The following is a 13,490-nucleotide window of genomic DNA, read 5'->3' on the forward strand; positions in this document are numbered from 1 at the left end:
TGAACTTGTGAAGTGGCCTAGAGCCTCGTGTCATTGCGAGCAGCGCGAAGCAATCCTTCCTTTACGCAGTTAAAAGCCTTAGAGAAATGAAAAGCCCTTACTACCGTGTGGTAGTAAGGGCTTTTGAATAGGTCAGAGATTGTAGAAGGATAAGGTAGGATTGCTTCGCGCTGCTCGCAATGACGCACGCTAGGCCACTTCACTAATCGTCCCATCCTCTCATCACCTGCCTTCAATCTTAAAGGGCACGCTCACTTCTACCTGGCGGGCCGTGCGGCGACCCTTGACGATGGCGGGGTACCAGGCAGGACCTTCTTGGATGAGCCGAATGGCTTCGGCGTCGCACTCGTCGGTGAGCTTTTTGATTACTTTAATGTCGCTGACTTTGCCATCTTCGCCCACCACAAAGCGTAGCCGCACGGTGCCTTCAGTACGGGCATCCAGCGCTTTTTCAGGGTAGTCGAGGCTGTCTTTCAGATACTTTCTCAGGTTCCCGTAGCCGCCAGCCGGCATGGCGCTTACCGACATGGGCGCGGGTGGCGCATCGCGGCGCACCACTACCACTTCACTAAGAGCTTTGGTGGTGGGAGCAAGAGCCAGGGCCAGGGTTGAGTCGTTGGGGTTGAGCGGTTGGGTTTGCGAGGTATAGCCTACTGAGTTGATGCTGAGCTGCGGGGTATTGGCAGGCACCGTCAGGCTGAAAGAGCCATCAGCCGCCGTAGAAACGCCTTGCGGCGTGCCGGGCACCTGCACCGTAACCCCTTCCAGCCCCTTGCCGGTGGTTTGGTCCGTAATGCGCCCATACACGGTGCGCATACCCTCCAAATCAGCAGCGGCGGCTACCCTTGCTTTGCGCGTAGCCGGTGGGCCACTCGCCCGCAGGGTAGCTGCCGCTGCGCCGGGCGGGTAAGCCTTACCAGGAGCCGACTGCACAGCATAGCCCTGCTTCTGGTCTGTGGTATTAGCCTTGGCAACGCTTACTGCCGTAGTATCAGCCTGCGTTTCAGCCGCTAGCGCTACGGCATCTTGCCCGGCTGCCGCTTCGGTATCAGGCTGCACATCAGCCCCGTATGGAGCCTTCGGAGCCACCCGCGCGTACTGCGGATTTTTCTCTCGGCGAAACGGCACTGCAGGAGCTGGCCGCGACCGGGCAGCTACGCTGGCTACCGCATCGGGCGGCATGGGCGTGGCAGCAGAAGCCACGGCTGGCGCCGGTGCGTGTTGCGGTACGGGCACTGGCCTAGGTGCCCGAATAGCCAGACGCTCTACGGCATGCCGGCCAGTGGAAGCAATTTCAGGAGCAGCAGAACGCTGAAGCGTGAACCACGCCACGGCGCCCAGCGTCAGGAGTAGCACGGCAGCTGCGGCCAGCTGGCGCCAGGCCCACAGCGGGGCGGTTGGCGCCTGCTCGGTAGCTAATTCTTCTACGCGGGTGTGCAGGCGCTGCTGCAGCTCTACCAGGCTCTGATCGGTGGTGGTGGAAGGCTGCATTTCCAGGCCCGTCAGAATATCGGCGCACTGGGCGCAGTCGAGGGTGTGGGCCTCCACCTGGTGCTGCTCGGCGGGAGGTAGCGTTCCGGCCACGTAACGGCGCAGCACCTCTACCGGCAGGTGCCGGCTGGCAGAAGGCATAGGCTCAGAAGTGGGGTTACGGGGACGCATTGGGGGCAGCAGTTGATTCTAAGTGGCGGCGCAGGTTGCGCTTACCATTTTGGATGTGGCTTTTAACCGCGTTAAGGTCGAAGCCGGTGAGGTCGGCAATGTCGCGGTAGCACTTCTTTTCGAGGTAGAACAGCTCCAGACACTGTTTTTGTCCTGGTGGTAGCCCGGCCAGGGCCTGCTCCATCTGTTGGAGCTGTTGCTCGTGGAAGTCAGCTTCGGCGGGGTCATCGTCTGTCTGATGCCGACTGACGGCCGATTCCATATCGGCGGCATCGGGAAAGTGGACTACCAGAGCCCCGCCAGCCGCCGGGCCGGCTCGTTGCCGGGCCCGCAGCACCATCAGGCAATGGTTGCGGGCGGTGGTGTGCAGCCAGGCCGGGAAGTTGTCTACCTCATGGCGGCGCAGCTGCTCTACCAGCTGCTCAAAAAGCTGCATCACGGCGTCCTTGGCGTCTTCCTCCTCGCGCAAGTAGCGCCGACAGATGGCCAGCACCGCTGGCATGTGTCGCTCATAGAGGGGGCCTAGGTGGTGCACGTCGCCCTCGGCGCGGTAGCGCAGCAGCAGCTCCGCATCGGAGAGCTCGGCAGCAGGCGCAGGACGACGGCGGAAAAACATGCAGGACTAGAGTAGATGAGGCAGCACCGAAAGCTACAGCTTCGTCGGCAAAATTCACTTCGGGCTCCACTGGCCTTGATCGGTGCACTGCTCCGCCTGTCGTTGCTCCCACCCCCGTCTCACGCTGGCCTGATGCGCCACATCCTCCGGGAGAGGGGTGCGTTCTGGAACAGCAAGCGCCTAGCATCTCCTCTCCCAGAGGGGGCGGGGGTGGGGTAACGAATAGGTCAACCCAATTTCTGGTATACAGAAAATTCTGGCTAAAAATTTCTGGCGTCCGTGTGGAATGCGCGGCCTAGCGGCATCAACCTGGTACCAACGCCTCACTGCTCTGCCACTATGCACTACTTCTACCTTCTCCTCGTGGCTGTTCCAGCACTCGGTCCTGGCAAGGCGCTGGCCCAAACTGCAACTCCTCCACCAGGGCCTGCTCCCGACTCAGTCGCCTACGCCCCTACAACAGATCAAACAGCTGCTAGGCCGCCGGTACTCCCGTGGTGGCTACCGAACGCCCAAGAGTGCACCGCCATCCGGGCTGAGGAAGCCCATAGGGCCCCACGCGAAGCTCGGCGGCGCACCCGCAACATGCGGCGCTGGGCCGGGGAATAGCCCAAACCGCCGCGTCAGCCCTAGGCCACTTTCTGCCCTATCTACTCACCTCTATTCTTTCTTGCCATGAAGTATCTTCTCTATTGCGTACTGGCGACGTCTCTGTTGCCCTCCGCTCCCACTACGGCTCAATCGGTGCCAGCATCTGCGGCTACTTCAGCTACTACCTACACCGTGCAGGGCCGCGTGACAAACCGCAGCAATGGCCAGGGCTTGCCCGGCGTGACGGTGCTAGTGAAAGGCACCAGCATCGGTGTCAGCACCACTGCCGATGGCAGCTATTCTATCCAGGTCCCCAAGCAAGCAAAAGCTCTGGTATTCAGCACCATTGGCTTTATACAGCAAGAGGTGAAGCTAACCGGCCAACCCATCATCAACGTAGGCCTAGCCAGCGACTCGCAGCAGTTGAGTGAGGTAGTAGTTACAGGTATGGCAGGTAAAGCCGCCGGTATTTCGGTGCGCGTGCGGGGGAATAGTTTAGGTAAGAGAAAGGAGCGGCAAGCGCCAGCCAGCGCTCCGCATGGCTACTCCTATCCGGCTCAGCCCGAGCCCGGTGCTGGAGAATCTTACGCTACTATTTACCGAAAACGGCTTTCGCAACGCGACCAAGGAGCCGCTCAGCACCTTTAGCATTGATGTGGATGCCGCGAGCTACAGCAATGTGCGCCGCTTCCTGCAACAGGGCCAGCTGCCACCCGCCGATGCCGTGCGCACCGAGGAGCTCATTAACTATTTCCAGTACAACTACCCCCAGCCTGATCCGGCGGCCACGGAGCCCTTTCGCGTTATCATGGAGCAGGCCCAATGCCCCTGGAACCCGGAGCACCAGCTAGTGCAAGTGGCGCTGCAGGGCCGCAATGTGCCCACCGAAAAGCTGCCGCCCGCTAACCTGGTGTTCCTGATAGATGTGTCGGGCTCGATGCAGGGCGACGACCGGCTAGGACTGGTTCAGCAAGCCTTACGCCTGCTCACCAAGGAGCTGCGCCCCCAGGATAAGGTAGCCATGGTGGTGTACGCCGGCGCCGCGGGTACCGTGCTGCCGCCCACCTCAGGCGCGCAGCGCGCTGATATTTTGGCCGCCATTGGTCGGCTTACAGCGGGAGGCTCTACGGCCGGTGGGGCGGGCCTGCGACTGGCTTATCAGGTAGCTCGTCAGAACTTCAACAAGGACGGCAACAACCGCGTGATTCTGTGCACCGATGGCGACTTCAACGTGGGCGAGCAGAGCGACCAGGCCATGGAGCGCCTCATCACGGAAGAGCGGGAAAGCGGCGTATTCATGACCGTGCTGGGCGTAGGCCAGGGCAACTACCAGGACAAGAAGATGGAGCTGCTGGCCGACAAAGGCAACGGCAACTACGCTTACCTCGACAACTTGGATGAGGCCCGCCGGGTGCTGGTGCAACAGTTTGGTGGCACTCTGTTTACCATTGCCAAGGATGTAAAGCTGCAGGTTGAGTTCAACCCGGCCCGGGTACGTGAGTATCGGCTGGTAGGCTACGAAAACCGCCTGCTGGCCGCCGAGGACTTCAACAATGACCGCAAAGATGCCGGTGAGCTGGGCTCCGGCCACACCGTAACGGCCTTGTATGAAGTGGTACCCGTGGGTGCCAGAGCTACCGTTGACCCGCTTAAGTACCAGTCAATTGCGCCTACTCTGGCCGGCGCCGCTACCGCCGAGCTTCTGACGGTGAAGCTGCGCTATAAACAGCCCCAGGGCAGCAGCAGCAAACTACTGGAGCTGCCACTCAGCGGGCAGGCGAGGCCGCTTGCTGAAGCTAGCGAAAACCTGCGTTTTGCTGCCGCAGTGGCCCAGTTCGGCATGCTGCTTCGCCAGAGCGACTACCGCGGCAGCGCCACCTGGGAGGCCACCGCGGCCCTCGCCAAAGGGGCTAGGAGCTTCGACCCCGACGGCTACCGTGCGGAGCTGGTACGCCTCATTAAGCTAGCCGATGACCTGCGGCCCAGCCCGGCAGAAATAGGTGCCCGCTAGCAAGCAGCCGCGCCCAAAGAGGCTTACCAAAAAAAATTAACCGACACTATTTCAAGCAAATGCAACCCATCTCACGCTAATAGGCTCCTACCATCAGCCCGCTTATTCTCTGTTGATTTCAAGCCGCTTCCTAGCTTTTCACCGAAGTCGGCCCACGCTTCACTCACTACCCCGGCCTGAGTGACGTTGGTTGCAGCCTCGCCACTGGTAAGGACCGGTGGGTCGACTTCGGCTTTATTTCAATCCTTAGTGACTGATACCTATCTGCTGTATTGCTCGTGCAAAAAAGGCCCCGCCGAAAACTCGACGGGGCCTTTTGCAGGGAATAGGAGATGGAAGAGAGATTAGAACGAGTAATTCAGGGACGCTTTGATGACGCGGTTCTGGGCGTCGAAGCGGTTATTTTTATCCAGTGAGGTCAGGCCATAATCGTAACCGGCGCTCAGGCCAAAGCCACTCTGGAACTGGTAGCCCAAGCCACCCACCACGGCAAAATCGACGGGGCGGAACTGGTCTTTGATATCGAAATCCTTTTTGAAGGCCGAAAAGCCAAGGGCGCTGGCATCAACGCGGGCCTTACCCGACAGCAGCACGGAGGCCTGGGGGCCAGCATAAATGTAGAGACCATCGGTGAGGTAAGCCTTGGCCAGCACCGGAATATCGAGGTAAGCCATGCGGCCCGTGGCCGTCACCTTGGCGTTCAGGAAGTCGAACTGTTCCAGCGGAATGCGACCAGTCAGCACAGTACCTTTCTCGGAGTAGCTTACGCCAGGCTCAATAGCAAAGCGGGGGCCCAGCGGCAGCGTAGCATATAGCCCCGCATGGAAACCGGGCTTCATATCCTTGGTGACGGCGCCGTTGGTGTACTCAGCCAAGTCCATCACGCTGTTCACGGCATCACCCGACCAGTCCGAGATGTTTACGCCAGCCCGGATGCCAATCTTGACGCCATCAGTAGCCGAGGAGGTAGCATAAGAGCGGGTAGCCGGCACGGAACGAGCCTGCGCTTTACCGGTATAAGCGGGCACCCGGTGCGTCTGGACCTGGGCCTCAGAAGCAGTAGCAAAAGCAGAAATTAATAAGGTAGCAGCGGCCAGGCGGCCGAAAAGTCGCTTCGTAGTCATGGCAGGAATAATTGGGAAGAAAGAGCCAGCTGCCGCAGTGCGCAGGGTGGGTAACTGGCTTCTGACAGGTACTATTTCAAAACCGTGCCAAGTTTTTTACACCCATCCTTAAAACCGGCTCTAACTGGCCTAGAACACGCAATGGGCCTTGCTTTGACAACTTAGTATTGTGCAGGTGTTGAAACACTTTTTGCCTCACTCAACACAAATTTCAGTGAGTTTTACCCTGCTTTAGCAAACGTTTGTTAGCTGTTATTTTAAATTTTTAATTTGGAATTACCAGCAACGCGTCCCACCTTGCCCCTATCAAAGCACTTGATACTCATGCTTCAGCCGACCAGCCGCTTTTATTTTAACTACTATTTCTACTACGCCAACGCGTAGTCGAGCGGCCCCTCTGTAGCTTTCCCCACCGAAATTCTCCAGCGCCTCTCGACAACCTCGGGAGGCGCTTTTTTTACGCTCACACAATACCCACATGGCCGCTCAACACTTCTTTTATTACGGCTACTATTACTTCTTTTTTACAAAGAAGCGGGGCCCGATTTGCCGAAGCTGACTTAGAGCAGCCACCACAGCAAACCCAAGGCCCCGCACTCCGGAGGCCTTTTTTATTGCCATTTCATCACCAGTATCATGCTCCCCACTGTTGCCATCCAGGGCTTTGACGGTAGTTTCCACCAGATAGCCGCCCGCCACTACTTCGGCCCCGAAACGCTGACGGCGCCCTGCGCCACGTTTAGCGAGGTGGTGCGCCAGGTAGCCAGCGGCAGCACGGGAGCCGGCCTAATGGCCATTGAGAATTCCATTGCCGGCAGCATTCTGCCCAACTACACACTGTTGCGCAAGTCGGGGCTGCGGGTGATGGGTGAGGTGTACCTGCGCATCCGGCAGCACCTGATGGCACTGCCGGGTCAGCAGCTTTCCGACATCCGGGAGGTGCACTCCCACCCCATGGCCCTGCTGCAATGCGCTGACTTTCTAAACCAGTACCACCATTGGCAACTGGTGGAGTCAGAAGACACGGCCCTGAGCGCTCAGCGCGTGCGGGAGCAGGGCCGGCCCGGCGTAGCGGCCGTAGCGGGCCGGCTGGCCGCCGAGCTGTTCGGCCTGGAAATAGTAGCCGAGGACATTCACGCCGAAAAAAAGAACTACACCCGCTTTCTGGTAGTGGCCCGCCCCGAAAACGCGCTGGAAGTGGAGCAGCCCAATAAGGCCTCGCTCTATTTCCACACCAACCACACTCAGGGCAGCCTGGCGCGGGTGCTGGTCCGGATTGCTGATCTGGGCATTAACCTCTCCAAGCTGCAGTCGTGTCCCAAGCCGGGCAGCACCTGGCACTACTACTTCCACGCCGACCTGGAGTTTGATCAGCCGGAGCAACTCCAGGCCGCCCTCCGCGACATTGCCCCCGTAACCGATGGCCTGGAGGTGCTGGGCGTGTACCATAAAGGCACTACACATTAATTCAGTCACCAGATTCAAAACAACGTCATGCTGAGCGCAGCCGAAGCATCTCTACCGCTGGCTAACCAACTGGCCTAAGCCTCTACAACCAAGCGGTAGAGATACTTCGACAAGCTCAGCATGACAATTACTAATTAACAGTACCCTTCCTATCCGCACGCGAGATCCTTCGCTTCTCTCAGGATGACGTTCAGATAAAAAAATCAGCACCTCATGCAAGTTTCCGTAGCCAGCCGCCTTCAGCACACTCAAGAGTACTACTTCTCGCAGAAGCTGCGCGAGATTGATGGCCTGAATAAAGCCGGCAAGCAGATTATCAACCTAGGCATTGGCTCGCCCGATATGCCGCCCCACCCCAACGTGGTGGCGGCCCTTACCCGCGCGGCCGAGCTACCGAACACGCACGCTTACCAGAGCTACAAGGGAGTGCCGGCGCTGCGCCAGGCTATGGCGGGCTGGTACCAGCGGCAGTACGGTGTGGCGCTGGACCCGGAGGCGGAGATTCTGCCGCTGCTGGGCTCCAAGGAAGGTATCATTCATGTGAGCATGACGTTTCTGGAAGCCGGCGACGAGGTGCTGATTCCGAACCCTGGCTACCCAGCCTACCGGGCCGCCGCGCACCTGAGCGGCGCCACCCCCCTCGACTACGACCTGACCGCCGAAAACAACTGGCTGCCCGACCTGGAGGCGCTAGGCCAGCGCGACCTGAGCCGCGTAAAGCTGATGTGGGTGAACTACCCCCATATGCCCACCGGCACCGCCGCCGATGCCGCGTTCTTCACCAAGCTGGTGGCCTTTGCTACGGCGCATAACATTCTGCTGGTGCACGATAACCCGTACAGCTTCATCCTCAACACGGAGCAGCCCCAGAGCCTGCTGGCGGTGCCGGGCGCACGGGAAGTGGTGCTGGAGCTGAACTCCCTGAGCAAGTCGCACAACATGGCGGGCTGGCGCGTGGGCCTGCTGGCGGGCCGCGCCGATCTGCTGCAGGAAGTGCTACGCTTCAAGAGCAACCTCGACTCGGGCATGTTCCTGCCGGTGCAGCTGGCCGCCGTGGAGGCCCTGAACCTCGATGAAACCTGGTACCAGGAGCTAAACGCCCACTACCGTGCCCGCCGCGAGCTGGTGTTTGAGCTGCTCGATACCATTGGCTGTAGCTACGACCGCAACCAGGTAGGCCTGTTTGTATGGGCCCCCATTCCGGCGGGCTACGCCGACGGGTACGCCCTCAGCGACGAGCTGCTCTACAACGCCAGCGTGTTTATCACGCCGGGCGGCATCTTCGGCAGCAACGGCAACAACTTCATCCGGGTGAGTTTGTGCCAGACCAAAGAGGTGCTGCAGGCGGCGCTGGGCCGCATCAAGCAGGCCCAGCAGCTCAGCGCTTCCGCAGCAGATTGAGTGGAACGAAGGGCCTGCTCCCGCTGCAACGGTGTCGTCGGGGTGCATGCCTGACATCCGCAGGTCCTTCGCTCCGCTCAGACACTAACAAACTCCTTATTTCACCATCTCACCACTTCCCCGATGGTAGTTACGATAATCGGAATTGGCCTGATTGGCGGCTCGCTCGCCCTTAGTCTCAAGGAGACTGGCCTGGCGCACCACATCATTGGCGTAGATCAAAGCCCTGATAACCAAAAGCAGGCCATAGCCATCGGCCTTGTTGATGAGATAGAAGCCGACCTGGCCGCCGCCGTGGGGCGGGCTGATCTGGTGGTAGTAGCTGTGCCCATGGATGCCATGCTCAGCGTGCTGCCCCAGGTGCTGGATGCTGCTACGGAGCGCCAGGTGGTAATTGATGTGGGCTCTACCAAAGCCACGCTGCTGGCCCACGTGAATGACCACTCCAACCGCGCCCGTTTCGTGGCCGTGCACCCCATGGCAGGCACAGAATACTCTGGCCCGTCAGCGGCCATACCTGGCTTGTTTCGCGACAAGACCCTCGTGATTTGCGACGCCGCCCGTAGCGCCGAAGACGCCGTGGCGCGGGTAGAGGCAGTATTTGGCCGCTTGGCCATGCACCTGGTGTACATGGATGCCACCGCTCACGACCTGCACACGGCGTACATTTCGCACATCTCGCATATCACTTCTTTTGCCTTGGCTCTCACAGTTTTAGAGAAAGAGAAAGAAGAACAGCAGATATTTGCACTGGCAAGCGGTGGTTTTGAGTCGACGGTGCGCCTGGCCAAAAGCTCGCCCGATATGTGGGTGCCCATCTTCCGCCAAAACCGCGTGAACGTGCTGGATGTGCTGGACGAGCACATTCACCAGCTTCAACACCTGCGCGAGCTGCTGAATCAGGAAGACTACCCGGCGGTTTACCAACAAATACAGCAAGCCAACCTGATCAAAAAGATTCTGAAATAACAAAGCTAGAGCTACAAACTAGCTCCCCTCCTCAGATGAGGAGGGGCTGAGGGTGGTTGACTGGCCTAGAACAGTTTTTAGAACTAGAGCTAGTGGACGTTCAACGATTTTCAACCACCCCCAACCCCTCCTCATCTGAGGAGGGGAGTCTAGACTAAAAATCTAGCACTCTTAAGCCTCATCTTAGGCTACCTCCCAACTGCAAAAAACAACCTCATATAATGGAACAGCTCATCACCTCCCCTGCCGACCAGGCCGAACACAAGACCTTCCTGGCGAAGAAGCCCCTCATCATTTCTGGCCCCTGCTCGGCCGAGACGGAAGAGCAGCTCATTGAAACCTGCACCCGCCTGGCCGCCACCGGCAAAGTGGATATGCTGCGCGCCGGTATCTGGAAGCCCCGCACCAAGCCCGGCCTGTTTGAGGGCGTGGGCACCAAGGGCCTACCCTGGCTGCAGAAAGCCAAGCAGCTGACTGGCCTACCCACCACCGTGGAAGTAGCCACGCCCAAGCACGTAGAAGATGCCCTGGCCTTTGAGGTAGATGTGCTCTGGATTGGGGCCCGCACCACCGTAAACCCCTTCTCGGTGCAGGCCGTGGCCGATGCCCTGCGCAACACCGACGTGCCTGTGTTCATCAAGAACCCCGTGCACCCCGACCTGGAGCTGTGGATGGGCGCCGTGGAGCGCCTGGCCAAAGCCGGCGTGAAGAACATCGGTCTGATTCACCGGGGCTTTGCGAGCTACGGCAACACCGAGTTCCGCAACGCCCCTATGTGGCACCTGCCCATCGAGATGAAGCGCCGCCTGCCCGAAATGCCCATCATCTGCGACCCGAGCCACATCTGCGGTAACCGCACGGGCCTGGCGGGCATCGCGCAAAAGTCGATTGACCTGGACTTTGATGGTCTGATGCTGGAATCACACATCGACCCCGATAACGCCTGGAGCGACGCCAAGCAGCAGGTAACGCCCGAGCGCCTCGCCGAGCTGCTCGACGGCCTGATCTGGCGCCACGAAACCACCGACCAGCAGGAATTCATCACGGTGCTCACCAAGCTGCGCGAGCAGATCAACCAGCTCGACGACGAGATTCTGCACCTGCTGGGCCGCCGCATGCAGGTAGCCGAGAACATTGGCACCTACAAAAAAGAGAACGACATCACCATTCTGCAGACCAACCGCTGGAACGAGATTCTGGAGCGTGGGGTACAGAAAGGCAACCAGCTGGGCCTCACCAAAGACTTCATTCTGAAGTATTTCGACGCCGTTCACCTGGAGTCTATTAACCGCCAGAACCGCATTATGAACCGCGAGAATCTGTAGGTTTTAGTAGGCTAGGCCACCCTGCGCAACTAGCGCAACTATCAAAGACCGTCATGCTGGGCTTGTTGAAGCATCTCTACTTCTGGCTAATCTAATAGTTAGCACCGCGGTAGAGATGCTTCGACAAGCGCAGCATGACGGTCTGCTTTTAAGGGCTATAAGTCTATTACCCTTATCCTACAAAGACTGATAGGCCTAGCGGGGTTTACGTCAGTTCTTTCTACTATTGGTGAGAACTAACACGCCCCACCCATGACCGCACCTCTCCTCTCCCGCCTGAGTGGCCTAGCCTTGGCTGCTGCCCTCACCTTTACCGGCTGCCAGCAGAAACCATCTGCCCCGTCGGCCCCTGACTTTGAGTCGCCGAATACCGTTACTACGGGCTATTTGCAGCCTTTTGAAACGGGTATCCGCAGCGGGGGCATACAGCTGATACCGATTAAGACGCCCAAGGGCACCTTCAATGTCTGGACGAAGCGGTTTGGGACGGGCAAGATCAAGGTGCTGCTCCTGCACGGCGGCCCAGCCATGACGCACGAGTACATGGAGTGCTTCGAGAGCTTTTTCCCGCAGGAAGGCATTCAGTTTTACGAGTACGACCAGCTTGGCTCCTACTATTCTGACCAGCCCAACGATGACGACCTATGGCGCACGGAGCGTTTCGTGAATGAGGTGGAGCAAGTGCGCCAGGCCCTGGGTATTGACAAGTTTTACGTACTAGGCCACTCCTGGGGCGGCATTTTAGCCCTGGAGTACGCCCTTAAGCACCAAGACCATTTGGCGGGCCTCGTCATCTCCAACATGGTGGCCAGCATCCCGCGCTACGATGCCTATAACAAAACCCTTCGGGCCCAGCTTCGGCCTTCCCTGCTGGATTCGCTGGAGAAGTTTGAAGTGAAGAAAGACTACCACAACCCCACGTATGAGGGCCTGGTGTTCAAGAATTACTACTCCCAGCACCTGCTGCGTATGGCCGAAATGCCCGATCCGGTGGCCCGCTCCTTCAAACACGTAAACCAGCACGTGTATGAGCTGATGCAGGGCCCTAACGAGTTTAAAACTGCGGGCCGCCTGCTTACCTGGGACCGGTGGAACGACCTCGACAAGATTACCGTGCCCACTCTCATGATTGGCGGCCAGTACGACACCATGAACCCCAAGGACATGGAGGAAATGAGCCACAAAGTGCAGAAAGGCAACTACCTGCTCTGCCCCCAGGGCAGCCACATGAGCATGTGGGACGACCAGCAGACCTACTTCCGAGGCCTCACCAAATTCCTCAAGTCAGTAAACGACGGTACTTTCAAAGCCGGCACTACACTATAGTGTCTGTCATTCCGAGTGAGGCGAGGAATCTGGGAGCAGGCCTAAAAGCTAACCCAGACTTCTCATTTCACTCGGAATGACAGCTTTACTGCGGTTTAGATGCGGCCGTTTCCTTCATGCGCTCCTCAATTTGGGCGAGCAGGAAGCCGGCGTCTTCTTTATGGGCGGCATCTTCAAAGAGCTGAACGGCAAGGCGGGCATGAGTGCGGGCTTTATCAAACTCCTTGAGCTCCAGGCACACAAATGCCAGGTTGAGGTGAGCCGTGGGATAGTTCTTGCGCAACTGAATGGAGCGCTCAAACGGAGCCAAGCTTTCCTGAAACTGGCCCAGGCGTTGATAGGCGTAGCCCAGGGCAAAGTACGAGAGGTAGTCGCCCTGGCCGCGCTCGTGGGCCAGTTGGTAGAACTGAATAGTGCGTCGGAAGACCTCATCCTCGCCCAGGTCCTGCTCGGCGCAGTCGCACTGCTGCACAGCAAAGTAGTAGTCGCCGAGGGCGCGGTCTAGCTTATAGTTATCGGGGTACTTTTCCTTGAGCTTCTCCAGCACCCGGCGTACCGGAAAGGAGTAGCGCACGGAATCATTCCCGGCCTGACGCAGGCTATCAATGGAAGGCGAAAGCAGCGACAGGTCGCGGAAGGCGAAACGCTTGAGTTCCTCGGTGCCGATGTGGTAGTTTAGGGCCAGCTCCGTTTTCTTCAGGGCCACGGCAGGCTCCACATTCATTTGATCCGTGACCTTCAATAGCTTCCACGCCGACTCGTAGCGCCGCTCCAGCATGAGCTGGTTGGCTTTTTTGAGGGCGGTGGACAGCGCCGCGGCTTCCACCGCCGACGATGTTTGGGCCCCACTTACCAGCGGGACCAGCAACAATCCCAGAAAAACAACTAGCAGACGCATAACAGGCAATTCTAAACGTGGGGCAAAGATGCTGGATTTGGGCGGAAGCCGCAGAAAGGAGCGGTGCAAGCCCTGCCCACCACCTGAAACGTACAACCGG

At 58.8% G+C, this 13,490-nt stretch carries 11 protein-coding genes; 7 read left to right on the forward strand and 4 right to left on the reverse strand.

The annotated features are described in order from the left end of the window. Positions 1-222 precede the first annotated feature (222 nt). Together HMJ29_RS07120 and HMJ29_RS07125 are read right to left on the reverse strand one after the other, a co-directional pair. On the reverse strand, positions 223-1,632 hold the full coding sequence (locus HMJ29_RS07120) for a TonB family protein (RefSeq protein WP_171590828.1): 1,410 nt from the start codon (positions 1,630-1,632) through the stop codon (positions 223-225). A gap of 16 nt (positions 1,633-1,648) precedes the next feature. Then, complete coding sequence (locus HMJ29_RS07125; protein WP_171590829.1) at positions 1,649-2,278, reverse strand: RNA polymerase sigma factor; 630 nt, start codon at positions 2,276-2,278, stop codon at positions 1,649-1,651. 675 nt (positions 2,279-2,953) lie between these two features. On the opposite strand from HMJ29_RS07125, the gene HMJ29_RS20455 reads away from it, so the two are divergent. Beyond that, positions 2,954-3,517, forward strand: a complete 564-nt coding sequence (locus HMJ29_RS20455) for a carboxypeptidase-like regulatory domain-containing protein (RefSeq protein ID WP_171590830.1) — start codon at positions 2,954-2,956, stop codon at positions 3,515-3,517. Further along, the gene (locus HMJ29_RS07135; RefSeq protein WP_171590831.1) at positions 3,408-4,880 is read left to right on the forward strand and encodes a vWA domain-containing protein; all 1,473 of its coding nucleotides are present in this window, start codon (positions 3,408-3,410) and stop codon (positions 4,878-4,880) included. Before HMJ29_RS20455 ends, HMJ29_RS07135 begins: the two co-directional genes overlap by 110 nt. 344 nt (positions 4,881-5,224) lie before the next feature. On the opposite strand, the gene HMJ29_RS07140 is transcribed toward HMJ29_RS07135, so the two are convergent. Beyond that, on the reverse strand, positions 5,225-6,004 hold the full coding sequence (locus tag HMJ29_RS07140; protein ID WP_171590832.1) for a porin family protein: 780 nt from the start codon (positions 6,002-6,004) through the stop codon (positions 5,225-5,227). Between the two features lie 636 nt (positions 6,005-6,640). Between HMJ29_RS07140 and HMJ29_RS07145 the strand changes: the two genes are divergently transcribed. The 5 genes from HMJ29_RS07145 (at position 6,641) to HMJ29_RS07165 (ending at position 12,492) form a co-directional block, all read left to right on the forward strand. Continuing rightward, entirely contained in the window at positions 6,641-7,471 is an 831-nt protein-coding gene (locus HMJ29_RS07145; RefSeq protein WP_171590833.1) for a prephenate dehydratase, read from the forward strand. A 213-nt stretch (positions 7,472-7,684) separates the two neighbouring features. Then, positions 7,685-8,872 (forward strand): pyridoxal phosphate-dependent aminotransferase, encoded by a 1,188-nt coding sequence (locus HMJ29_RS07150; protein WP_171590834.1) that lies wholly within the window; start codon positions 7,685-7,687, stop codon positions 8,870-8,872. Positions 8,873-8,995: 123 nt separating this feature from the next. Beyond that, entirely contained in the window at positions 8,996-9,841 is an 846-nt protein-coding gene (locus HMJ29_RS07155; protein WP_171590835.1) for a prephenate dehydrogenase, read from the forward strand. Positions 9,842-10,062: 221 nt separating this feature from the next. Next, on the forward strand, positions 10,063-11,166 hold the full coding sequence (locus tag HMJ29_RS07160) for a chorismate mutase (protein WP_171590836.1): 1,104 nt from the start codon (positions 10,063-10,065) through the stop codon (positions 11,164-11,166). Between the two features lie 252 nt (positions 11,167-11,418). Beyond that, on the forward strand, positions 11,419-12,492 hold the full coding sequence (locus tag HMJ29_RS07165; RefSeq protein WP_171590837.1) for a proline iminopeptidase-family hydrolase: 1,074 nt from the start codon (positions 11,419-11,421) through the stop codon (positions 12,490-12,492). Between the two features lie 85 nt (positions 12,493-12,577). Here the strand turns inward: HMJ29_RS07165 and HMJ29_RS07170 are convergent, their stop codons facing one another. Next, on the reverse strand, positions 12,578-13,390 hold the full coding sequence (locus HMJ29_RS07170; RefSeq protein ID WP_171590838.1) for a hypothetical protein: 813 nt from the start codon (positions 13,388-13,390) through the stop codon (positions 12,578-12,580). Positions 13,391-13,490: the final 100 nt, after the last annotated feature.

Origin of the sequence: Hymenobacter taeanensis (genome assembly GCF_013137895.1) — a bacterium.
GTDB lineage: Bacteria > Bacteroidota > Bacteroidia > Cytophagales > Hymenobacteraceae > Hymenobacter > Hymenobacter taeanensis.